We start from the raw sequence: 22,846 nt of genomic DNA, 5'->3' as shown, positions 1-22,846 counted from the left end.
CAACCCGAAGATGTTTCACTTCTGATTGCGAAAATTTGAGAGACTCGAACACACTTTAACTGTGTGTCGTTTCAATTTTCAGCTTGATCCAGATTTTTAAAGAGCAAAACTTCGCAGTGAACCTTTTCAGGTACACTCTGAAGTTTTCTTGTTTTTTGCAGTAATGATGGTGGAGCTATGCGGGATCGAACCGCAGACCTCCTGCGTGCAAAGCAGGCGCTCTCCCAGCTGAGCTATAGCCCCATCGTAGTTAAAATCTCATCAACCTTAATTCGTTTTCGGGCGCGGCGTGGTGAAGCGAAGCATACTGAAGTATGCGAGCTTTGCCACAACAAAGCACGGAGACGAATTTGGTAGGCCTGAGTGGACTTGAACCACCGACCTCACCCTTATCAGGGGTGCGCTCTAACCACCTGAGCTACAAGCCTGCAGAGATTTTCTTACTGCTTATTTTTCATCAGACAATCTGTGTGAGCACTACAAAGGCAGGTTCTTTCAGGTAAGGAGGTGATCCAACCGCAGGTTCCCCTACGGTTACCTTGTTACGACTTCACCCCAGTCATGAATCACAAAGTGGTAAGCGCCCTCCCGAAGGTTAAGCTACCTACTTCTTTTGCAACCCACTCCCATGGTGTGACGGGCGGTGTGTACAAGGCCCGGGAACGTATTCACCGTGGCATTCTGATCCACGATTACTAGCGATTCCGACTTCATGGAGTCGAGTTGCAGACTCCAATCCGGACTACGACATACTTTATGAGGTCGCTTGCTCTCGCGAGGTCGCTTCTCTTTGTATATGCCATTGTAGCACGTGTGTAGCCCTGGTCGTAAGGGCCATGATGACTTGACGTCATCCCACCTTCCTCCAGTTTATCACTGGCAGTCCTCCTTTGAGTTCCCGGCCGGACCGCTGGCAACAAAGGATAAGGGTTGCGCTCGTTGCGGGACTTAACCCAACATTTCACAACACGAGCTGACGACAGCCATGCAGCACCTGTCTCACAGTTCCCGAAGGCACGTTCTCATCTCTGAAAACTTCTGTGGATGTCAAGACCAGGTAAGGTTCTTCGCGTTGCATCGAATTAAACCACATGCTCCACCGCTTGTGCGGGCCCCCGTCAATTCATTTGAGTTTTAACCTTGCGGCCGTACTCCCCAGGCGGTCGACTTAACGCGTTAGCTCCGGAAGCCACTCCTCAAGGGAACAACCTCCAAGTCGACATCGTTTACAGCGTGGACTACCAGGGTATCTAATCCTGTTTGCTCCCCACGCTTTCGCACCTGAGCGTCAGTCTTTGTCCAGGGGGCCGCCTTCGCCACCGGTATTCCTCCAGATCTCTACGCATTTCACCGCTACACCTGGAATTCTACCCCCCTCTACAAGACTCCAGCCTGCCAGTTTCGAATGCAGTTCCCAGGTTGAGCCCGGGGATTTCACATCCGACTTGACAGACCGCCTGCGTGCGCTTTACGCCCAGTAATTCCGATTAACGCTTGCACCCTCCGTATTACCGCGGCTGCTGGCACGGAGTTAGCCGGTGCTTCTTCTGCGGGTAACGTCAATTGCTGCGGTTATTAACCACAACACCTTCCTCCCCGCTGAAAGTACTTTACAACCCGAAGGCCTTCTTCATACACGCGGCATGGCTGCATCAGGCTTGCGCCCATTGTGCAATATTCCCCACTGCTGCCTCCCGTAGGAGTCTGGACCGTGTCTCAGTTCCAGTGTGGCTGGTCATCCTCTCAGACCAGCTAGGGATCGTCGCCTAGGTGAGCCGTTACCTCACCTACTAGCTAATCCCATCTGGGCACATCTGATGGCAAGAGGCCCGAAGGTCCCCCTCTTTGGTCTTGCGACGTTATGCGGTATTAGCTACCGTTTCCAGTAGTTATCCCCCTCCATCAGGCAGTTTCCCAGACATTACTCACCCGTCCGCCACTCGTCACCCGAGAGCAAGCTCTCTGTGCTACCGTTCGACTTGCATGTGTTAGGCCTGCCGCCAGCGTTCAATCTGAGCCATGATCAAACTCTTCAATTTAAGTTTGATGCTCACAGAATTAAACTTCGTAATGAATTACGTGTTCACTCTTTGAGACTTGGTATTCATTTTTCGTCCGAAGACGTTAAGAATCCATGTCACTTTGAGTGCCCACACAGATTGTCTGATAAATTGTTAAAGAGCAGTGCAACGCGGCTTTCGCTCACCGTTGCGAGGTCCCGTATAATACGGTTTCCTCATGCAGAGTCAAGCGTTTAATTTCGCTTTTCTCTGCCGGCATTCATCGCTGAATCCCGCTGACCCGGCGGCTTGCGTGCCGTTGTTCCGTGTCAGTGGAGGCGCATTATAGGGAGTTCTGAGACGTTGACAAGCCCTGTTTTCAAAAAATCTTTCAACCGTCTCTTTTTTGTGCAAAACGCTATGAAAGCGGTAATTTTTCCAGCGATTCGAAGCCGTAGCGCCGCAAAACGTCCAAAAGCTGTTCAGTTTCAGCCGTCAGCGCCATGCAGTATGCAATATTGGCATCACTCGATTTTGCATCAGGCGCTTCATGTTCTAATAGCCAGGCTGTTCGACGCGCAATCGCCGCCCCGGAGTCGATCATTCTCGTCCCTTCCGGCAGAACCTGCTGCAATTCCTCTTGTAGTAGAGGGAAATGCGTACAACCCAGCACAACCGTATCGGGCGGTTCCTGCATTCGCAGCCAGGGACGCAGGATACGTTGCAGCTCCTCCAGCGGAACCGGTTCGCCGTGCAGCTTGGCTTCTGCCAGCTCCACCAGCTCTGCTGACCCGAGCATCTCTATTTTGCATTCATTCGCAAAACGAGCGATCAGTTCGCGCGTATAGGGACGTTTGACCGTCCCGCGCGTCGCCAGCAGGCCAACAACGCCATTCGCTGTTAAGCGTGCTGCGGGTTTTATCGCAGGAACAACGCCGACAACCGGGAAGGCAAATTTGTCGCGCAATGCGGGGAGGGAAACGGTACTTGCGGTATTACAGGCAATGACGGCCAGCGCCAGAGGATAACGCTGCTGAACTGCGGTAACAATCTCGAGGACGCGCTCAACAATAAACTCTTCGCTCTTCTCGCCGTAGGGGAAAGCGACGTTGTCGAAAGCGTAGATATAATGCAGATTCGGCAGCAGTTGCCGAATCTCATTGTAAACCGACAGCCCACCGACGCCGGAATCAAACACCAGCACGGTGGGACGTGGATCAGAAGGTGTAGCTGCCAGACAAGTAGTATTCTCGTCCTGCAGTTTGGTAGCCATAAGCTGTCTCGTAATCTTTATCGAACAGGTTAGCTATTTTACCACGAACTGTCAGATGTGAGGTGACCGGATAAGACAAACCGACATCCCAAAGACTGACTCCCCCCATTTTTACATCACGAGAGTTATCGTAGTCATTATCATAACGCTCGCCGATATATTGATAGGCAACATTCCAGCCAAGATCGTAAACCCGCCCGCTTAACTCGTACTTCACCTGCTGTTTTGCTCGCCGGTAGAGAACTTTGTCGGTTTGATCATCACGAGGGTCAACATATTGCAAAGTCAGACGATGCTCAACCAGCCCCGTGGTGACATTTCCCGTCCATTCCAGGCCCTTAATTGTCGCCGACTTCACGTTGACATACTGATTGTTTTTGTAGCTGATCAGATTTTGAATCTCGTAACGATATGCCGAGAGACGCCAATCCAGCAGCCCCGTTAATCCTTCGAGCCCAACTTCCCACTGTTTAGACTCTTCCGGCTTCAGGTTCGGATTAGCAGAAATGCCAGGCCCAAAAGATGAAGCAAAGCGCGTTGCCCCATATTGCTGGCCAAGCGATGGTGCCAGAAAACCAGTACCATAGGAGAGAATAGCCCGATAACCATCAACAAACTCCCAGCCTGCAGCAGTTTGCCAGGTACCATGCCAGCCAAACTGCTCATCATGATCTTCTCGACCCGAGGCTTCCAGGGTTACAGTATCAATTTGCTGTTGCCCGGTTAGATAAAGCCCGGTGGTATCACGCTTGTAACTGTCTGATAATGAGGTGCTTTTTGATTTCAGCTTTTCCTGTTTCCAGTCAATCCCGGCACTAATCGCCCCATGGCCAACCTCTACGTTATTACCCCACTGGATATAACGCTGCTCCATGTTATCCAGTGTGGCGTCTCCAGCATAACGGCCAAGATCGCTACTGTAGTTATAGTTTTTAAGATGCTGGTAATTAGCAAGCAGCTGAGAGGAATAGATACCGGAGCTATAACGCAAACCGGTATCCCAAGACTGAGTATAATTCTGCGCTTCGTCATTACCACCAGCATAACCATACGAGCCCTGATCGTAATCATTATTCGCGGTATACCCATAACCACGAAAGAAACCGGAAAAGTTATTGTCAAATTTATGTTGCACTCCTCCCCAAAAAAGCTTGTTGCGATAGCCGTCGCGATCCTGGTCATCGCGATAGGGGGAGTCAGGCTGGACATTAAAGCCTTTTGTGGTCTGGTAAGCGCCAGCAGCCGTTAACAGCGTGTCGCCAAAGCGTTTATTCACCGCTCCATCGTAGGTCTGATAGCCATTTGTTCCTACCCCGGCATTAACCTGCGCACGCTCGTCGTCGCTCATTGTAATGATATTGACTACACCACCAATTGCGCCGGAGCCATAAACAGCCGATCGTGGGCCGCGGATATATTCGACACGCTGCACCAGGGATACCGGAATCTGACCAACATCAATGGAATTACTAATACCAGCGCGTGCCATCGGAATACCGTCAATCAGCACCAGAACATGGCGAGATTCGGTTCCACGAATGTGCATCGAAGAAGTCTGCCCAATTCCCCCATATTGTGAAATATCCACACCTGGTAATCGGCGCATCACATCATTCAAATCTTTCGCCTGCCAGCGCTCGATATCTTCCCGCGTAACAACATCGGCTGGCGCAAGAACCGTATTGACCGGCTGTTGAAAACGGTTTGCTGTGACCACTAACGTATCTGAATTGCTGTCCTGCGCCCAGCCGGAAAATGCCGTGACGGAGAGCGCCGTCATCAGCGAAGCTTTTTTAATCATTTTAAAGCATCCGTAATAAATAAAGGATGCCGCCGGCTCTATCAGTAGCACGCGATGATAGAAACCAAATGCGACGTATTCCGGCAGGTCTTCGGGCTTGGGGTGTTTAATGAATGAGGACTTCCCGCGAAAAACCGCAGTGTCTGCACAAGGCGCTCATCCCACTTTTCCTTACCGCTGCGCGTCAGCTCCAGATTTTCACTGGATTCCCTATTAACTCATAGGACCGGTGGCACGATGCTATAATCAGAACCATATAGATGTCCAGACTTCTATCGTTATATTTCCTTATATCATCAGGGCTGGACATCCCCGACGCTTTCCCTACAATCCCCGCGTACTTATTTTATTCAGGATACATCATGACCCCCGAACACCTTCCTACCGAACAATATGAAGCGCAGCTGGCAGAGAAAGTCGTCCGTTTGCAGAAAATGATGGCGCCTTTCAGCGCTCCGGTTCCGGAAGTGTTTCGTTCGCCGGTCAGCCACTATCGCATGCGCGCAGAGTTTCGCCTGTGGCACGATGGCGATGACCTGTACCACATTATGTTTGATCAGCAGACCAAATCCCGCATTCGCGTCGATACCTTTCCGGCCGCCAGCGAGCTGATTAATCAGCTGATGACCGCCGTGATTGAGGGCGTCCGCACTAATCCGGTGCTGCGCCATAAGCTGTTTCAGGTCGATTATCTGACCACGCTGAGCAATCAGGCCGTTATATCGCTGCTGTACCATAAAAAGCTCGACGACGAATGGCGTCAGCAGGCGGAGCTTTTCCGCGATGCGCTGCGGGCGCAAAACCTCAATGTGCATCTGATTGGCCGCGCAACAAAGACTAAAATCGAGCTGGATCAGGACTATATCGATGAGCGCCTGCCGGTAGGCGGGCGTGAAATGATCTATCGCCAGGTTGAAAATAGCTTCACCCAGCCAAACGCAGCGATGAACATTCAGATGCTGGAGTGGGCTATCGATGCCACGAAAGGCGCAACCGGCGATTTGCTTGAGCTGTACTGCGGTAACGGCAACTTTTCGCTGGCGCTGGCGCGTAATTTCGATCGCGTGCTGGCAACGGAGATAGCCAAACCGTCCGTAGCGGCGGCGCAATACAATATTGCCGCGAATCACATAGATAACGTGCAGATTATCCGCATGTCGGCGGAAGAGTTTACCCAGGCGATGAACGGCGTGCGGGAGTTTAACCGGCTACAGGGAATCGACCTGAAGAGCTACCGGTGCGAGACGATTTTTGTCGATCCACCGCGCAGCGGTCTGGATAGCGAAACAGAGAAAATGGTGCAGGCCTATCCGCATATTCTGTATATCTCCTGCAATCCGGAGACCTTATGCCAGAATCTGGAAACGCTCAGTGAGACGCATGAAGTGACGCGACTGGCGCTGTTCGACCAGTTCCCGTATACCCATCATATGGAGTGCGGCGTGCTGTTAACGAAGAAGTAAAACGTTGGCAGGAAACCCGGCAACAGCGCTGTTGCCGGGCGATACATTATTCAGAAGCCGTATTCTTACGATTACGTACCTTGCAGCCAATCCAGAACACCATAATCACCGAAAGCACCGCCGGGAAGAAGTTAGAGCCGATGTCCGGATACTCCGCGCGTACAACGGTGCTATAAACCAGCACGCCCAGGATAAAACAGCCAGCGGCAAGTCCCGGTAAACCCACGGGCATACTACGATTCTGATAGCGCTGATGCAGACAGTAAACCGTCAGCACCAGCGACAAAATAGGGAAGATGGAAAAAGGGACAATTGAGCTGAACAGCGCAGCAAAGGTTCCATTAATGGATAGACCCGCGATCAGTGCCAGCAGTAGCGTACCTCTATCTTGTTCTGAATGTTTCATTGCTCGTCCTTCACGTTATTCGGAATGATTTGATATTTTTTCTTGTTCACGGCGATACCAGTAATATGCGCCTTTCGAGATCATTCTAAGCTGCAGCACCAGGCGTTCTTCCAGCTGTCGACGCTGCTCAAGACTCACATCCAGGGCCTCGGCGCCAGCGTTAAAAACGATGGTGACCATAGCTTCAGCCTGCGCTTCGGTAAAGGCGCGCGGCATATGATTTTCGATTTCTAAATAGTCGGCAAGTTCCGCGATGAAATGCTGAATTTCACGCGCCACGGCGGCACGAAACGCCGCAGAAGTCCCCGACCGTTCACGCAGCAACAGTCGGAAGGCGTTCGGGTTATTACCAATGAATTCCATAAAGGTGGAAACAGAGGTGCGAATGACGCTGCCGCCTTTCGCGATACGCTGACGCGCCTGACGCATCAGCTGACGGAGCATGAGCCCGCTTTCATCAACCATGGTCAAACCAAGTTCATCAACATCACGAAAATGTCGATAGAAGGACGTTGGGGCAATCCCCGCTTCCCGCGCAACCTCACGCAGGCTTAAGCTGGCAAAACTCCGTTCAGCACTTAGCTGACTAAATGCTGCTTCCACCAGCGAACGCCGGGTTTTTTCTTTTTGTTGCGCTCTTACGCCCATCACGATGTCTGAATCCTTCCATAAGCTCTTCCGGCACTATACCAGAGATTAGAACTAATCGGTTTACACTGGATTGTGAATGATTGTTTACGAGCCGTTTCTGCTTTTATGCCGCAAAAAAGCACAACGATAATTGGGTTAAAGCGCGCCGAATGTTATCATCGTGTTTATTTTATGTATAAAACAGGTGAGTAATGCCATGTCACACTCTTGGGATTATGATGCAATTGTGATTGGTTCCGGTCCTGGCGGAGAAGGTGCCGCCATGGGGCTGGTGAAACAGGGAGCACGCGTTGCCGTCATTGAGCGCTACCATAACGTCGGCGGCGGTTGTACCCATTGGGGTACCATCCCGTCAAAAGCCCTCCGCCATGCCGTCAGCCGTATTATCGAGTTTAACCAAAACCCTCTCTACAGCGACCATTCCCGTCTTCTTCGTTCCTCCTTCGCCGACATCCTGAACCATGCCGACAGCGTCATTAACCAGCAAACCCATATGCGTCAGGGTTTCTATGAGCGTAACCACTGCGAAATCCTGCAGGGCAATGCCCATTTTGTTGATGAACACACGATCGCGCTGGAATGCCACGACGGTACTGTGGAAACGATCACGGCGGAAAAATTTGTGATTGCCTGTGGTTCGCGCCCGTACCATCCGGCAGACGTGGATTTCCACCACCCGCGTATTTATGACAGCGACTCGATTCTTAGCCTGCATCATGAACCGCGCCACGTGATTATCTACGGCGCCGGGGTGATCGGCTGTGAATATGCGTCGATCTTCCGCGGGATGGAGGTCAAGGTTGATCTGATCAACACCCGCGATCGTCTGCTGGCGTTCCTCGATCAGGAGATGTCCGACTCGCTCTCCTATCACTTCTGGAACAGCGGCGTGGTCATCCGCCACAATGAAGAATACGAAAAGATTGAAGGCGTTGATGACGGCGTCATCATGCATCTGAAATCCGGCAAAAAGCTCAAAGCGGACTGCCTGCTGTACGCCAACGGCCGCACCGGGAATACAGATTCTCTGGCGCTGGAAAATATTGGCCTGCAGACCGATAGCCGCGGTCAGCTAAAGGTCAACAGCATGTACCAGACCGCCCTGCCGCATATTTATGCCGTCGGCGATGTCATTGGCTATCCAAGCCTGGCCTCTGCTGCCTACGATCAAGGGCGCATTGCGGCCCAGGCGTTGGTGAAAGGCGAAGCATCTGCGCATCTGATTGAGGATATTCCTACCGGGATTTACACCATTCCGGAAATTAGCTCCGTCGGTAAAACCGAGCAGCAGCTGACGGCAATGAAAGTGCCTTATGAGGTAGGACGCGCGCAGTTCAAACATCTGGCACGAGCGCAGATTGTTGGGATGAGCGTCGGTACGCTGAAGATCCTGTTTCATCGCGAAACCAAAGAGATCCTCGGGATTCATTGCTTTGGCGAGCGCGCGGCCGAGATCATTCATATCGGCCAGGCGATCATGGAGCAGAAAGGCGGCGGTAACACCATTGAGTACTTCGTTAACACCACCTTTAACTACCCGACCATGGCGGAAGCCTATCGGGTAGCGGCGTTAAATGGCTTAAACCGCCTGTTTTAACGCGGCGTCGAAATGGCCATCCATCTTACCGCGGATGGCCTCCGCCAGATGCTCATAACGGCTACGCAGCGGGGAGCCCGGACGATAAACCAGCCCAACGGTACGTCTGGGTTCCGGCTTGATGCAGGGCACATAGACCACGCCATCGCGCTTTCTCTCCTGCGGCACGGCTAAGGCCGGTAGTAGAGTAATGCCGCTGCCGGCAGCCACCATGTTACGCAGCGTTTCGAGGCTGGTCGCGCGAAAGTGGGTATCCTCATCGGCACCAGCTTCAAAGCAGAAGCCCATCGCCTGATCGCGCAGGCAGTGGCCATCTTCCAGCATCAGCAGCTTTTCACCCGCCAGGTCCGACATCGGTACGCACTCGCGGTTAGCCCATGGATGATCTTCGTAAACAGCCAGCATCATTGGCTCATCAAACAGCGGCACTTCAATAAAAGCTTCGCTCTCTTTAACCAGCGCCAGAATCGCGCAGTCGAGCTTACCGCTATCTAGCTGCGCCAGCAGCTGATGGGTCTGTGCTTCATGCAGATACATTTCCAGCTTAGGAAAGGTCTGGTGCAGCATTGGGATAATCAACGGCAACAGATAAGGGCCAATAGTCGGGATCAGTCCGATATGCAGCGGCCCTGACATCGTCTCTCCCTGCTGGCTTGCCATTTCCTTAAGCACTTTGACTTCGCGTAACACGGTACGCGCTTGATCCACCAGCAGCAGCCCTGCCTGGGTGAACAGAACCTTACGGCTGGTGCGCTCCAGCAACATCACGCCGAGTTCATCCTCCAGCTTGCGGATTTGTCCGCTGAGCGTAGGTTGGCTGACGTGACAAGAATCCGCCGCGCGGCGGAAGTGGCGGTGTTCGGCTAGCGCTACCAGATATTCAAGATCGCGAATATTCATTATTCATCCTCCATCGCCACGATAGTCCATGGCGATAGATAGAATAGCAACGAACGATTATCCCTATCAAGACTTCTGTTCAATAATAAACCCATAAATGAGGAAAACTTCATAAAATCATCGAGGTTCCTCATCAATATCTCTACCCGGATAACTAAAGCCAACGTGAACTTTTGCGGACCTTGTGTCCGCTTTTTTTTGCATAAAAAAGCCCGGGGATTGCCCGAGCTTCATTGATTAACCGCCCTGAAGGCGGAACGGCTAAGATTTAGACCAGACGCTGTTTGGCCTCAGCAATTGCGCGGGCAACCTGCTGCGGAGAAACGCCACCTTTAGCCGCACGCTTATCCAGACACGACTGCAGCGACAGGATTGGATAGACGTCATCAGCAATAACGCTGCTAAACTTCTGCAAATCGGTCAGCGGCAGTTCTTCCAGCGGCTTGCCCTGGGCTATGGCCTCAACCACCGCTTCGCCGACAATATGGTGCGCTTCACGGAACGGCACGCCTTTAGCTACCAGATAATCCGCCAGCTCGGTCGCATTCGCGTAGCCCTGCTGCGCCGCCTCTTCACAACGCGGGCGTTTTACCTGAATACCGTCAAGCACCAGAGCCGCCATATGCAGGCAGTCGAGCCAGGTATCAAGCGCGTCAAACAGCCCTTCTTTATCTTCCTGCATATCTTTGTTGTAGGCCAGAGGCAGCCCCTTGAGGGTCATCATCATGCCGGTAAGCGCGCCCTGTACGCGACCGCATTTACCGCGGATCAGCTCCAGCGCATCCGGGTTTTTCTTCTGCGGCATCAGGGATGAGCCGGAGGTTACGCGGTCAGAAAGCTCAATAAAGCCCGCTTCACCGGTATTAAAGAAGATCAGATCTTCGGCAAAGCGCGACAGGTGGACCATGCCGATTGAAGCATCGGACAGCAGTTCGAGCACGTGATCGCGATCGGACACGCTGTCCAGGCTATTGCGGGTAGCCGAAGCGAATCCCAGCCAGCCGGCAAGCTGTTCACGATCGATTTCATAGGCGGTACCCGCCAGCGCGCCGCAGCCCAGCGGGCTGACGTCCAGACGCTTCAACGCATCCTGCAGACGGCTTTCATCACGCGCCAGCATTTCGACATAGGCCAGACACCAGTGGGCAAATGTTACCGGCTGCGCGCGCTGCAGGTGGGTATAGCCCGGCATCACCGCGTCCTGATTAGCCTCCGCCGTCTCAACCAGCGCGCTTTGCAACTGGCGATTCGCCGACAGCAGCTCCACCACGGTGTCTTTGCACCATAGCTTCAGATCTGTCGCGACCTGGTCATTACGGCTACGCCCGGTATGCAGCTTTTTCCCCAGCTGGCCGACCTTGTCGATCAGTTTACCTTCCACCCAGCTGTGAATATCTTCCGCATCGCTTTCGAGGATCTGCTGCGGATTCGCCCGCACCTCTTCCAGCAGAATATTCAGCGCCTCTTCCAGCTGCAGTTGTTCATCAGCGGTCAAAACGCCAACCGTCACCAGCGCTTTGGACCAGGCAACAGAGCCAACGATATCCTGCTCCGCCAGGCGATAATCAAAGCGCAAAGAGTCGTTGAACTGTTTGAACCGCTGATCCGCTGCCTGAGTAAAACGCCCACCCCAAAGTGCCATAACATGCTTCCTTAATATCTTTGAATTTTATTGCCCGGTGCGCTGCACCTACCGGGCCGACAAAATGATTATTTGATTATGCCAGAATACGCGTGCCGATCGGCGTACCGTTAAACAGCGCAGGCAGCTGTTCCGCGTGGCGCCAGGAGGCGATATCCACCGGACGACCTAATGTCCGCGCCGCGTCCAGAGCCGCATTCACCTTGACGATCATTCCGTCGGTAATGATGCCCTGTTCAATCAGCTGCTCAGCCTTCGCCGCGGTCATTTCAGCAATACGCTGGCCTTTGCCATCGAGAATACCGCTTACGTCAGACAGCAGAATCAGATCGGCACCGAGCGTTGCCGCCAGCGCGGTGGCCGCCTGGTCGGCGTTAACGTTCATCAACTGGCCCTCATCGGTGACGCCGATAGAGCTCACGACCGGCAGATAGCCACCCGCCAGCAGCGTGTTAATCAACGCCGGAGAACCTGGCTGAGCGAATCCGACATGACCAAGCTCTTCATCTAGCTGCGTCACTTTGACGCTATCGCCATCGCCGAGGAATAGCCCAACGGAAGCCAGGCCGTGCTTTTTCGCCCAGGCCAGCAGCGTTTTATTGGCGGTACCCGCCAGCGCGCCGGTAATAATATCGATCTGATCCGCCGGCGTGACCCGCAGACCATTTTTCTTTTTCACCGGCAGGTTGAGCTGCTTCATGAGTTCATCCACCACGCAGCCGCCGCCGTGCACAATAATCAGCGGGCGCTGATGCGACTCGCGGTAGTTCACCAGCGCCGTAAACAGGCGCTCCAGCGCTTCTTCGCTATCCAGCAGGACGCCGCCGAGTTTGATAATTAAAGGATTCATCATCACACCTTAAATAAGAGACTGCGTCTCAGCGAAGCCGAAACGAATATTAGCGCACTGAACGGCCTGCGCGGCCGCGCCTTTCAGCAGGTTATCTTCCGCCGCCACCACGATGATATGTTCATCCTGGACCGCAAAACCGATATCACAGAATGGCAGACCGACCACATTTTTCAATGCAGGGACGCCTTTGTCGTATAAACGTACCAGCGGTTTATCCGCGTAGGCCTGCTGGAATACCGCCGCAACCTGCTCTTTGCTAACGCCTGGCTTCAGACGGCAGGTGATGGTTTCCAGAATCCCACGTTTAAAATTGCCCAGATGCGGGGTAAAAATAACCTCCGCGCCCAGGTGGGTTGAAATTTCCGGGTGATGACGATGGTTGAAAACGCCATAGGGTTGCAGGCTAACTTCGCAGAAGCTATTACCGATAGAGGCTTTACGCCCGGCGCCGCTGACTCCACTGGTGGCGTTGATCACCGGCCACTGGCTAAGATCTAATAACCCCGCGTCGATCAGCGGTTTTAACGACAGCTGGGCCGCCGTCGGATAGCAGCCCGGTACGGCGATCAGATTCGCCTCTTTCAGTTTATCGACGCTCCACTCGGCCAGGCCGTAAACCGCCTGCTCCAGCAGCTCAGGGTGCTGATGAGTAAAACCGTAATATTTTTCATAGAAGGCGCCGTCATTCACGCGAAACGCCCCGGAGAGATCGAACACCACGCAGCCTGCGGCAAGAAACTGTGGTGCAAGGTCATGGCTAACCTCATGCGCGGTGGCGAGAAAAACCACGTCCACTCCGGCGCTAAACTCGCTGATATCGGACATCGGCTGCAGCGGCAGATCGACAATGCCTTTCAGCTGCGGATGCAAATCGGAAACTAATTTTCCCGCATCATTGCTTTGCGCGGAGACCGTCAAAGCGGTTATGGTCATATGAGGATGGCGATTTACATAGGCCACTAGCTCTGCGCCGGCATAGCCGCTGGCGCCCACAATCAGCGTGTTCAACATTGGGGCTCTTCACCTTCTTGCTTACGTATATTTGCCCTGGAAGACCGTGGCCTTCCCCACCCTGTTGAGCCGTAAGAGCATCATCCTTACATTCGATGGGTTTTCTTACGCTCAACGATAATGTATTTTTATTCACAAATAATGCATGAATATTGATACTATCATGACCCGAGGTGTGTCAACAATGAAAAACAATTTACCGCCCTTTATCGAGATTTACCGCGCGTTGATCGCCACACCTTCCATCAGCGCGACCGAAGAGGCGCTGGATCAAAGCAATGAGTCTTTAATCAATTTATTGGCAGGCTGGTTCCGCGATATTGGCTTTAACGTTGAAGTTCAGCCGGTACCGGACACGCGGAACAAATTCAATCTGCTGGCCAGCACTGGTCACGACGCGGGCGGCCTGCTGCTCGCCGGACATACCGATACCGTGCCGTTTGATGATGGCCGCTGGACCCGCGATCCTTTTACCCTGACCGAGCACGACAATAAGCTATACGGCCTTGGCACCGCCGATATGAAAGGCTTCTTCGCTTTCATTCTCGACGCCCTGCGTGACGTTGATGTCACTAAACTGAAAAAGCCGCTCTATATTCTGGCAACGGCCGATGAAGAAACCAGTATGGCCGGCGCCCGCTATTTCGCCGAAACAACCCAGCTACGACCAGACTGCGCCATTATCGGCGAACCGACTTCGCTGCAGCCGGTGCGCGCACACAAAGGTCATATATCCACCGCGGTTCGCGTCCTGGGGCAGTCTGGCCACTCCAGCGACCCGGCGCGCGGCGTCAACGCCATTGAGCTGATGCACGATGCCATCGGCCGCATCATGCAGCTGCGCGATGACCTGAAAGAGCGTTATCACTACGCCGCGTTTACCGTCCCGTATCCCACGCTTAACCTCGGGGCAATTCACGGCGGCGATGCCTCCAACCGCATTTGCGCCTGCTGTGAACTGCACATGGATATTCGCCCACTGCCCGGCATGACGCTCAACGATCTTAACGGGCTGCTGAACGAGGCGCTGGCACCGGTGAGCGAACGCTGGCCCGGACGCCTGACCGTATCTGAACTGCATCCGCCGATCCCTGGCTACGAATGCCCACCGGACCATAAGCTGGTCGAGGTGGTCGAGAAACTACTCGGCGCGCAAACCGAAGTGGTGAACTACTGTACCGAAGCGCCGTTTATTCAGACCCTGTGTCCGACGCTGGTATTGGGTCCAGGCTCTATTAATCAGGCCCACCAGCCTGATGAGTACCTGGAAACGCGTTTTATTAAGCCAACTCGCGAGCTTATCACTCAGGTGGTCCATCATTTTTGTTGGCACTAAAACGCGCACCCTTCCGCTCAATTCTGCCTGTGTGGAAGGGTGGCACTTATCACATTTTCATAAGCAACACTTATCAAGCGACCTCTGATTTAAATTTGGCAAATTGCCGCGATTTATTCGTTTGCTGAACCGATTTCGCAACAATTGACGTGGGGGTTTTTACGTGGCTTTATAAAAGACGGTTGCTTATCCACCGCTCAAATTATCGAGCGCCGGATATAACAAAATAAAATGAGATGGGGTGTCTGGGGTAACATGAACGAACAATATTCCGCTTTGCGTAGTAATGTCAGTATGCTCGGTAAGGTGCTGGGCGACACCATCAAGGATGCGCTAGGAGAGAACATTCTTGATCGTGTCGAAACTATCCGTAAGTTGTCCAAATCTTCTCGCGCCGGCAATGAAGCCAATCGCCAGGAGCTGCTCACCACGCTGCAAAACCTGTCTAACGACGAGCTGCTGCCGGTGGCGCGCGCTTTTAGCCAGTTTCTGAACCTGGCGAATACCGCTGAGCAATACCACAGCATTTCGCCCAAAGGCGAAGCGGCCAGTAATCCTGAAGTGATTGCCCGCACCCTGAGAAAGCTCAAAGACCAACCCAATCTCAACGAAACAATTATTAAACAAGCAGTTGAATCTCTGTCGCTGGAACTAGTTCTCACCGCGCACCCGACCGAAATCACGCGTCGTACGCTGATCCACAAGATGGGTGAAATCAATAACTGCCTGAAACAGCTCGATAACAACGATATTGCTGACTATGAGCGTCATCAGGTTATGCGCCGTCTGCGCCAGCTGATCGCCCAGTCCTGGCATACCGATGAAATCCGCAAGCATCGCCCAACCCCGGTAGATGAAGCCAAATGGGGCTTTGCAGTAGTCGAAAATAGCCTGTGGGAAGGCGTACCAAACTATCTGCGCGAGCTGAATGAACAGCTGGAAGAAAACCTGAACTATCGACTGCCGGTCGATTTTGTGCCGGTTCGCTTTACTTCCTGGATGGGCGGCGACCGCGACGGTAACCCAAACGTGACCGCAGACATCACCCGCCACGTCCTGCTGCTCAGCCGCTGGAAAGCAACCGATCTGTTCCTGAAAGACGTGCAGCTGCTGATTTCCGAACTGTCGATGGTCGAGTGCACCGACGAGCTGCGCGAACTGGCTGGCGCGGAAGGCGCTCAGGAACCCTATCGCTACCTGATGAAAAAACTGCGTTCGCAGCTGATGGAGACTCAAGCCTGGCTGGAAGCGCGTTTGAAAGGGCAGAAACTGCCAAAACCTGCGGGCCTTATCACGCAAAATGAGCAGCTGTGGGAACCGCTCTATGCCTGTTATCAGTCGCTACAGGCCTGCGGAATGGGCATTATCGCCAACGGCGAGCTGCTGGATACCCTGCGTCGCGTAAAAGCCTTTGGCGTACCGCTGGTACGTATCGATATCCGCCAGGAGAGCACCCGCCACACTGAAGCGCTGGGCGAGATGACCCGCTATCTCGGCATCGGCGACTACGAAAGCTGGTCAGAAGCCGATAAACAGGCTTTCCTGATCCGCGAACTGAACTCCAAACGTCCTCTGCTGCCGCGCCAGTGGGAACCGAGCGAAGAAACCCGCGAAGTGCTTGAGACCTGTAAAGTCATCTCCGAAGCGCCACGCGGCTCTATTGCGGCTTACGTCATTTCGATGGCCAAAACGCCGTCAGACGTGCTGGCTGTACATTTGTTGCTGAAAGAGGCCGGTATCGGCTTCGCGCTGCCGGTCGCCCCGCTGTTCGAAACCCTTGACGATCTGAATAACGCCGACGACGTGATGACCCAGTTGCTGAATATCGACTGGTATCGCGGCTTTATCCAGGGCAAGCAGATGGTCATGATTGGCTATTCTGACTCGGCAAAAGACGCAGGCGTCATGGCCGCCTCCTGGGCGCAGTATCAGGCTCAGGACGCATTAATTAAGACTTGTGAAAAAGCCGGTATCGAGCTGACTCTGTTCCACGGTCGCGGTGGTTCTATCGGTCGCGGCGGCGCGCCGGCGCACGCGGCTCTGCTCTCTCAGCCTCCGGGAAGCCTGAAAGGCGGCCTGCGCGTCACCGAACAGGGCGAGATGATCCGCTTTAAATACGGCCTGCCGGAAGTCACCATCAGCAGCCTGTCGCTCTACACCAGCGCGATTCTGGAAGCCAACCTGCTGCCGCCGCCGGAGCCAAAAGCGCAATGGCGCGACATCATGGCCGAGCTGTCCGACGTCTCCTGCGAGATGTACCGCGGCTACGTGCGTGAAAATAAAGATTTCGTTCCTTACTTCCGTTCCGCTACGCCGGAGCAGGAGCTGGGTAAACTGCCGCTGGGCTCGCGCCCGGCCAAACGTCGCCCCACCGGCGGCGTCGAGTCGCTGCGCGCCATTCCGTGGATCTTCGCCTGGACGCAAAACCGCCTGATGCTGCCAGCCTGGCTGGGTGCCGGCGCCGCGCTGCAAAAAGTCGTCGAAGGCGGCAAGCAGAGCGAGCTGGAAAGCATGTGCCGCGACTGGCCGTTCTTCTCTACCCGCCTCGGCATGCTGGAGATGGTCTATTCAAAAGCCGACCTGTGGCTGGCGGAATATTACGATCAGCGCCTGGTGAAACCTGAACTGTGGAAATTGGGTGAAGAGCTGCGCGAACTGCTGTCTGCCGATATCAACGTGGTGCTGGCCATCGCCAACGACTCCCACCTGATGGCTGACCTGCCATGGATCGCGGAGTCCATCCAGCTGCGTAATATCTATACCGACCCGCTGAACGTACTCCAGGCTGAGCTGCTGCATCGTTCACGCCTGGCGGAAGAGAAAGGCGAAAAACCGGATCCGCGCGTTGAACAAGCGCTGATGGTCACCATCGCAGGCGTTGCGGCAGGTATGCGTAACACCGGCTAGTTCGCCTTGAGAAACCTGTTGCCCGGCTAAGCGTAGTGCGCCGGGTTAAAATCTCCAGCTCCGCTAAGCATCACGCTTAGCGGAACTTTTTTAGTGGTGCAGCATTTCGTCGACAATCTGCTCTTTATGCAGCGCGTAAGGGTAGTAGGTCGGCCAGTTATCCATCTCTTTCAGCAACGCTTCCTGCGACTCATTGCCCATAAAGATATGGAAATGTTGGGATTTGCGCGGCGCAATAGTGTGATCGCTAAACTGGACGAACTTTGGCGCTTTTGAATCCGCCTGCTGGCATTCAAACAGGTAGCGCACGCCTTTTTTACCGGATGCGTAGGTCAGGATTTTGTAACCGGAATAGGCGTACTTACAGGCATACACGGTTTTTCCGATGTGAAACTCCATGACGTTATCTTCGATACCAATCTGCTCCACATCGGTGGCATAGCCCTTTTTATAGTACTCCCGATATTTCGCCACGCTTTTACCGGCTTTTTTGGCCTTCTGCTCCAGCACGGCATCTAAATCGCCGTTCAGTAGATAGGGATTTACCGACTGCCAGATACCGTCCCAGTCGCTCAGCTCCCTGCCCTTAACATCCTGGTCGGCAAAAATGCCTTCACTCGCCTTTTGTTCCGCGTCGGTCAGCGCCGGGCCATGACTATGGTGACCGTGGGCAACAGCCTGACCATTCGCCAGTACCAGACTAATACTAAGCGCAAACGCCGAAATCTTTATGGTCATCACTCTCTCCTGAGCTTATGCTTGCAATTAAATGTTACGATATAACATATCAAACGTGTTATGCAACACCCTTTCTGCCTTTTCCTTTTACGATACCCAATACGCAAAAGGGAAAGCCGGATTGGAGAAACTGGTCCCGGAAATCTTATTTAGTGAACAGGTTTTCTCGGTACTGAAAAAAGGCCATATCTTGATATAATAGATGAAAAGTATCCCTGGAGTTCATTTATTCATCGATAGTGGTGCGGAATGTACCCTGAGGGAAATAAATCATCCACCAAACAAATAAAACATCATAGATGTTCGCTTGATCGGTAAAAAATAAATAATAGTTTTTGTTAAAAAATAATCTTTTAAAATATTTATATTTTCCGCGATGATGGTACGACACCCTCATCGGAAATCGTATCGCATAGGATTTTTCCTGATGATTCAGTCTGTTGATAGTGGTTTTTACCTTGCAAACTGCAGGCGGATATTATTTTTTTATGAAAAATAACAGCCTGAAATTAGCAGCAAAAAAACCAGAATAATTATAAGACTAATCTTACCGAACGGTTATTGACTACGCACCACCTCTCAAATAACATTAAAAATTAAATAACTACAAACCGCTCTGCTTTAATGTTTAAATTGATAAAGGATTTATCATGAAGTATATAATAAAACCACTTGCCTGCCTTATATTCCTGAGCCCTTTATTTTCTGGCATAGCCACTGCATCTAATAAATGGTCTGGCTGCGCAGAAAAAGAATATCACATCCAAAAACAGCTGGAGTATGCCAAAGCGTACGGAAATATACATCGAGTCAGAGGGCTGGAAAGAGCACTGACAAAAGTACAACTCTACTGTACGGACGGTAAAATCACCTCTGACTGGCAGGAGAAAGTTGCAGACAAAGAGAGAAAGGTCCGTGAACGAGTAGTAGAACTACAGCATGCACAGGCTTCAGGCGATCCTGAAAAAATCAGAAAGAAAGAAAAGAAACTACAGGAAGCCAAAAATGAGCTTATGGAAGCGCAGTCTGGTCTCAATCTGTCGCTGACCAGGCAATAAAGAAAAGAGACTGGACTAACCATCGTGGTTAAGCCAGCTCTCTTTCCGGAACCCTTTTCCGATAAGCTATTCCCTTCACTCACGCCCCAGCTTCATTATAGAAAAATCATGGTATGTAATATCACTAAAAGCCCCCAGCCGTGTGTAGAAATAACTGGTAAAAGCGTGATTGTGAAAATATAAAATCAGCGCGGGTCGACGAATAATCCAGCTACGATAACGTATCGCATACAGCACTCTGGTATTCTGACTTTCCCACGATGTTCGGTATGATGCAGATAAAACATGTTTTGCGGAGCAATTATGGATAACAGCATCAATCAGGTTATTGATTCTTTTATTAAAGGTCAGGCGGTTATTGGTAGGGTTCGCTTTTCCACAGAGTCCAGACCAGCATCTGAGAAAGCCGTCAGCGTCGATTTTCCGCGCCTCGAAATAATGCTTGAAGGACAACTTCGCGATCCGGCGATTAAGTCCGAATATGCCCAGCTCACGCCGCACGATGTGTTGTATATTCCCGCTGGCGGATGGAACGACCCACAGTGGCTGATGCCCTCCACTCTGCTAACCATCTTATTTGATAAGCAACAGCTGGAATTCGTCCTGTGCCATTGGGACGGCAACGCGCTTAACGTGCTGGACAAACAACAGGTTCCCCGCCGTGGCCCGCGGGTAGGTTCTTTCCTGCTGCAGGCGCTTAACGAAATGCAAATGCAGCCGCAGGAGCAGCACACGGCCCGCTGTATTGTCACCAGTCTGCTCAGCCACTGTGCCGATCTGCTGGGCAGCCAGGCGCAAACGTCATCGCGCAGCCAGGCGCTTTTTGAAGCTATTCGTAAGCATATTGACGCCCATTTTGCCGAGCCCTTAACCCGAGAGTCAGTGGCGCAGGCGTTCTATCTTTCGCCAAACTATCTTTCTCATCTGTTTCAGAAATGCGGACCGATGGGTTTTAACGAATATCTGAATCACATCCGTCTGGAGCAGGCCAGAATGATGCTAAAAGGCCACGATATGAAAGTTAAGGATATCGCCTACGCCTGCGGTTTCGCCGACAGTAACTACTTCTGCCGCCTGTTTCGCAAAAACACCGAACGTTCGCCGTCGGAATACCGTCGTCAGTATCATAGCCAGCTGACGGAAAAAACATCGTCGGCAAAGAACTAGATTTTTGTGTGTTAAGCCTGACTTTTGTGTGCCCCCTGCTCCCTTCTCTACGCCCGACTCTGGGATAAACGTGATCTAAATCACTCTTAATCATAATGCGTACATTTATCCAGTTTTTGGCAAATTTGTCATCTGGCGACCTTTCAAGTGAAAGCCGTATTCTTACCTCAACAACACTACCGAATTAAGCACTGAGGAAAGCATCATGGAACTCTACCTGGACACCGCAAACGTAGCAGAAGTTGAACGCCTGGCACGTATCTATCCGCTGGCTGGAGTCACCACCAACCCCAGCATTATCGCCGCGGGTAAAACTCCAGTTTGGGAGGTTCTACCACGTCTGCAAAAAGCCGTCGGCCCGGAAGGCATTTTATTCGCCCAAACCATGAGCCGCGACGCGCAGGGCATGGTTGAAGAAGCCAAACGCCTGAGCAATGCCGTACCCGGTATTGTGGTAAAAATTCCGGTGACGGCTGAAGGTCTTGCCGCCATCAAGCTGTTGAAAAAAGAAGGTATCCCGACACTTGGCACGGCAGTCTACAGCGCCTCTCAGGGTCTGCTGGCCGCGCTCGCTGGGGCAAAATACGTTGCGCCTTACGTGAACCGCGTTGACGCCCAGGGCGGTGACGGTATCCGTATGGTCCAGGAACTGCAATCCCTGCTGGAACTGCATGCGCCGGAAAGCAAAGTGCTGGCCGCCAGCTTTAAGACGCCTCGTCAGGCTCTGGACTGCCTGTTAGCCGGTTGCGAAGCTATTACCCTTCCGTTAGACGTAGCGCAACAAATGCTCGGTACCCCTGCGGTAGAGTCTGCCATTGAGAAGTTTGAGCAGGACTGGAATAACGCTTTTGGAACTCTGAACCTGTAACCCGATCGGCGAGCCGTTCAAAGGGGCGGCAGCACGGTCATCCAGGAGGAATAGAAATGGATCGCATTATTCAATCACCCGGTAAGTACATTCAGGGCGCGGACGCAATTTCTCGCCTTGGCGGCTATCTCAATCCGTTGGCTGAACGCTGGCTCATCGTTGGCGATAAATTTGTCCTCGGTTTTGCCGAAGAAAAACTGCGCAAAAGCCTGGCGGATGCCGGTCTGGTCGGCGAAATCGCGCCGTTTGGCGGTGAATGCTCACATAATGAAATCAACCGCTTGCGCGATATTGCCGGTTCTGCCAAATGCACCGCGGTGTTGGGTATCGGCGGCGGTAAGACGCTGGATACCGCAAAAGCATTAGCACACTTTATGAATCTGCCAGTGGTTATTGCTCCGACAATTGCCTCTACCGATGCGCCGTGCAGCGCGCTTTCGGTCATCTATACCGATGACGGTGAGTTTGATAGTTACTTGATGCTGCCGCGCAACCCGAACATGGTCATCGTCGATACGCAAATCGTTGCCGGAGCACCGGCACGCCTGCTGGCTGCGGGCATCGGTGATGCGCTGGCGACGTGGTTTGAAGCCCGCGCCTGTTCCCGCAGCGGCGCGACTACCATGGCGGGCGGCAAATGTACTCAGGCGGCGCTGGCGTTAGCTGAACTATGCTACAACACGCTGATTGAAGAAGGCGAAAAAGCCATGCTGGCGGCAGAACAGCATGTTGTCACTCCGGCCCTGGAACGCGTCATTGAAGCCAATACCTATCTGAGCGGCGTCGGCTTTGAAAGCGGCGGCCTGGCGGCTGCGCACGCTATCCACAACGGTCTGACCGCGATTCCGGATGCTCATCATTACTACCATGGTGAAAAAGTCGCTTTCGGCACGCTCACCCAGCTGGTACTGGAAAACGCGCCGGTGGAAGAGATCGAAACCGTGGCTGCGCTATGCCATAGCGTCGGGCTGCCTATCACTCTGGCGCAGCTGGATATTAAAGCTGATATTCCGGCCAAAATGCGTACCGTGGCGGAAGCCGCCTGCGCGGAAGGCGAAACCATCCACAATATGCCCGGCGGCGCCACGCCGGATCAGGTTTATGCCGCGCTTCTGGTAGCCGACCAGTACGGTCAACGCTTCCTGCAAGAGTGGGAATAACCCCTCCCTGCACGC

General features: G+C 52.9%; 17 protein-coding genes, 2 tRNA genes, 1 rRNA gene and 1 riboswitch. Of the genes, 8 read left to right on the top strand and 12 right to left on the bottom strand.

The genetic code is table 11. The annotated features are described in order from the left end of the window. Positions 1–167: 167 nt before the first annotated feature. From GJ746_RS00755 to btuB, 5 genes are all read right to left on the bottom strand, one after another. Positions 168–243, bottom strand: a tRNA-Ala gene (locus tag GJ746_RS00755). A gap of 108 nt (positions 244–351) precedes the next feature. Further along, positions 352–428: transfer RNA gene (locus GJ746_RS00750), tRNA-Ile, on the bottom strand. A 72-nt stretch (positions 429–500) separates the two neighbouring features. After that, positions 501–2,039: ribosomal RNA gene (locus tag GJ746_RS00745) — 16S ribosomal RNA — on the bottom strand. A 379-nt stretch (positions 2,040–2,418) separates the two neighbouring features. Next, complete coding sequence (gene murI, locus GJ746_RS00740) at positions 2,419–3,273, bottom strand: glutamate racemase (RefSeq protein WP_154678511.1); 855 nt, start codon at positions 3,271–3,273, stop codon at positions 2,419–2,421. Next, the gene (btuB, locus tag GJ746_RS00735) at positions 3,218–5,074 is read right to left on the bottom strand and encodes a TonB-dependent vitamin B12 receptor BtuB (RefSeq protein ID WP_154678510.1); all 1,857 of its coding nucleotides are present in this window, start codon (positions 5,072–5,074) and stop codon (positions 3,218–3,220) included. The genes murI and btuB overlap by 56 nt, the downstream gene beginning before the upstream one ends. Positions 5,075–5,138: 64 nt before the next feature. Next, positions 5,139–5,320, bottom strand: a riboswitch (cobalamin riboswitch). Between the two features lie 116 nt (positions 5,321–5,436). Between btuB and trmA the strand changes: the two genes are divergently transcribed. Next, complete coding sequence (gene trmA / locus GJ746_RS00730; RefSeq protein WP_154678509.1) at positions 5,437–6,537, top strand: tRNA (uridine(54)-C5)-methyltransferase TrmA; 1,101 nt, start codon at positions 5,437–5,439, stop codon at positions 6,535–6,537. Between the two features lie 46 nt (positions 6,538–6,583). Here trmA and GJ746_RS00725 read toward each other — a convergent pair whose 3' ends face one another. Both GJ746_RS00725 and fabR read right to left on the bottom strand, forming a co-directional pair. Next, complete coding sequence (locus tag GJ746_RS00725; protein ID WP_154678508.1) at positions 6,584–6,943, bottom strand: YijD family membrane protein; 360 nt, start codon at positions 6,941–6,943, stop codon at positions 6,584–6,586. 15 nt (positions 6,944–6,958) lie between these two features. Beyond that, on the bottom strand, positions 6,959–7,594 hold the full coding sequence (gene fabR, locus GJ746_RS00720) for an HTH-type transcriptional repressor FabR (RefSeq protein WP_154678507.1): 636 nt from the start codon (positions 7,592–7,594) through the stop codon (positions 6,959–6,961). Between the two features lie 196 nt (positions 7,595–7,790). Between fabR and sthA the strand changes: the two genes are divergently transcribed. After that, positions 7,791–9,191, top strand: a complete 1,401-nt coding sequence (sthA, locus tag GJ746_RS00715; RefSeq protein ID WP_154678506.1) for a Si-specific NAD(P)(+) transhydrogenase — start codon at positions 7,791–7,793, stop codon at positions 9,189–9,191. Here the strand turns inward: sthA and oxyR are convergent. The 4 genes from oxyR to argC form a co-directional block, all read right to left on the bottom strand. Further along, positions 9,174–10,091: a DNA-binding transcriptional regulator OxyR gene (gene oxyR, locus GJ746_RS00710; RefSeq protein WP_154678505.1), complete on the bottom strand. Its 918-nt coding sequence runs from the start codon at positions 10,089–10,091 to the stop codon at positions 9,174–9,176. The two genes, sthA and oxyR, sit on opposite strands and share 18 nt — an antisense overlap. A 268-nt stretch (positions 10,092–10,359) precedes the next feature. After that, positions 10,360–11,733 carry an argininosuccinate lyase gene (gene argH / locus GJ746_RS00705; RefSeq protein ID WP_154678504.1) on the bottom strand — a complete coding sequence of 458 codons (1,374 nt, stop codon included), beginning with the start codon at positions 11,731–11,733 and terminating at the stop codon, positions 10,360–10,362. A gap of 76 nt (positions 11,734–11,809) precedes the next feature. After that, positions 11,810–12,586 carry an acetylglutamate kinase gene (gene argB / locus GJ746_RS00700; RefSeq protein ID WP_154678503.1) on the bottom strand — a complete coding sequence of 259 codons (777 nt, stop codon included), beginning with the start codon at positions 12,584–12,586 and terminating at the stop codon, positions 11,810–11,812. Positions 12,587–12,592: 6 nt separating this feature from the next. Then, positions 12,593–13,597, bottom strand: coding sequence for an N-acetyl-gamma-glutamyl-phosphate reductase (argC, locus tag GJ746_RS00695; RefSeq protein ID WP_154678502.1), 1,005 nt, complete (start codon positions 13,595–13,597; stop codon positions 12,593–12,595). 184 nt (positions 13,598–13,781) lie between these two features. Here argC and argE point away from each other — a divergent pair, with 184 nt between their 5' ends. Then, positions 13,782–14,933, top strand: a complete 1,152-nt coding sequence (gene argE, locus GJ746_RS00690) for an acetylornithine deacetylase (protein ID WP_154678501.1) — start codon at positions 13,782–13,784, stop codon at positions 14,931–14,933. A 255-nt stretch (positions 14,934–15,188) separates the two neighbouring features. Further along, positions 15,189–17,840: a phosphoenolpyruvate carboxylase gene (ppc, locus tag GJ746_RS00685; RefSeq protein WP_154678500.1), complete on the top strand. Its 2,652-nt coding sequence runs from the start codon at positions 15,189–15,191 to the stop codon at positions 17,838–17,840. Between the two features lie 90 nt (positions 17,841–17,930). On the opposite strand, the gene zinT is transcribed toward ppc, so the two are convergent. After that, on the bottom strand, positions 17,931–18,578 hold the full coding sequence (gene zinT / locus GJ746_RS00680; protein WP_154678499.1) for a metal-binding protein ZinT: 648 nt from the start codon (positions 18,576–18,578) through the stop codon (positions 17,931–17,933). A gap of 650 nt (positions 18,579–19,228) precedes the next feature. On the opposite strand from zinT, the gene GJ746_RS00675 reads away from it, so the two are divergent. The 4 genes from GJ746_RS00675 (at position 19,229) to gldA (ending at position 22,831) form a co-directional block, all read left to right on the top strand. Continuing rightward, complete coding sequence (locus GJ746_RS00675) at positions 19,229–19,636, top strand: DUF1090 domain-containing protein (RefSeq protein ID WP_154678498.1); 408 nt, start codon at positions 19,229–19,231, stop codon at positions 19,634–19,636. 303 nt (positions 19,637–19,939) lie between these two features. Further along, positions 19,940–20,803 (top strand): helix-turn-helix transcriptional regulator, encoded by an 864-nt coding sequence (locus tag GJ746_RS00670; RefSeq protein ID WP_154678497.1) that lies wholly within the window; start codon positions 19,940–19,942, stop codon positions 20,801–20,803. A 205-nt stretch (positions 20,804–21,008) separates the two neighbouring features. Further along, the gene (fsa, locus tag GJ746_RS00665; RefSeq protein ID WP_154678496.1) at positions 21,009–21,671 is read left to right on the top strand and encodes a fructose-6-phosphate aldolase; all 663 of its coding nucleotides are present in this window, start codon (positions 21,009–21,011) and stop codon (positions 21,669–21,671) included. 56 nt (positions 21,672–21,727) lie between these two features. Continuing rightward, a complete protein-coding gene (gene gldA / locus GJ746_RS00660) occupies positions 21,728–22,831 on the top strand; it encodes a bifunctional L-1,2-propanediol dehydrogenase/glycerol dehydrogenase (RefSeq protein WP_154678495.1) in 1,104 nt (367 codons plus the stop codon). Positions 22,832–22,846 lie beyond the last annotated feature (15 nt).

It is taken from the genome of Klebsiella oxytoca (assembly GCF_009707385.1).
Classification (GTDB): domain Bacteria; phylum Pseudomonadota; class Gammaproteobacteria; order Enterobacterales; family Enterobacteriaceae; genus Klebsiella; species Klebsiella oxytoca_C.
The sequence above is the reverse complement of the archived record's forward strand: the minus strand, read 5'-3'. Positions and strand labels throughout refer to the sequence as shown.

What these genes read in the sequence shown, in the direction of transcription:
- murI (WP_154678511.1), bottom strand. Translation starts at nt 3,273, where the DNA reads ATGGCTACCAAACTGCAGGACGAGAATACTACTTGTCTGGCAGCTACA.
- btuB (WP_154678510.1), bottom strand. Translation starts at nt 5,074, where the DNA reads ATGATTAAAAAAGCTTCGCTGATGACGGCGCTCTCCGTCACGGCATTT.
- trmA (WP_154678509.1), top strand. Translation starts at nt 5,437, where the DNA reads ATGACCCCCGAACACCTTCCTACCGAACAATATGAAGCGCAGCTGGCA.
- GJ746_RS00725 (WP_154678508.1), bottom strand. Translation starts at nt 6,943, where the DNA reads ATGAAACATTCAGAACAAGATAGAGGTACGCTACTGCTGGCACTGATC.
- sthA (WP_154678506.1), top strand. Translation starts at nt 7,791, where the DNA reads ATGTCACACTCTTGGGATTATGATGCAATTGTGATTGGTTCCGGTCCT.
- oxyR (WP_154678505.1), bottom strand. Translation starts at nt 10,091, where the DNA reads ATGAATATTCGCGATCTTGAATATCTGGTAGCGCTAGCCGAACACCGC.
- argH (WP_154678504.1), bottom strand. Translation starts at nt 11,733, where the DNA reads ATGGCACTTTGGGGTGGGCGTTTTACTCAGGCAGCGGATCAGCGGTTC.
- argB (WP_154678503.1), bottom strand. Translation starts at nt 12,586, where the DNA reads ATGATGAATCCTTTAATTATCAAACTCGGCGGCGTCCTGCTGGATAGC.
- argC (WP_154678502.1), bottom strand. Translation starts at nt 13,597, where the DNA reads ATGTTGAACACGCTGATTGTGGGCGCCAGCGGCTATGCCGGCGCAGAG.
- argE (WP_154678501.1), top strand. Translation starts at nt 13,782, where the DNA reads ATGAAAAACAATTTACCGCCCTTTATCGAGATTTACCGCGCGTTGATC.
- ppc (WP_154678500.1), top strand. Translation starts at nt 15,189, where the DNA reads ATGAACGAACAATATTCCGCTTTGCGTAGTAATGTCAGTATGCTCGGT.
- zinT (WP_154678499.1), bottom strand. Translation starts at nt 18,578, where the DNA reads ATGACCATAAAGATTTCGGCGTTTGCGCTTAGTATTAGTCTGGTACTG.
- GJ746_RS00675 (WP_154678498.1), top strand. Translation starts at nt 19,229, where the DNA reads ATGAAGTATATAATAAAACCACTTGCCTGCCTTATATTCCTGAGCCCT.
- GJ746_RS00670 (WP_154678497.1), top strand. Translation starts at nt 19,940, where the DNA reads ATGGATAACAGCATCAATCAGGTTATTGATTCTTTTATTAAAGGTCAG.
- fsa (WP_154678496.1), top strand. Translation starts at nt 21,009, where the DNA reads ATGGAACTCTACCTGGACACCGCAAACGTAGCAGAAGTTGAACGCCTG.
- gldA (WP_154678495.1), top strand. Translation starts at nt 21,728, where the DNA reads ATGGATCGCATTATTCAATCACCCGGTAAGTACATTCAGGGCGCGGAC.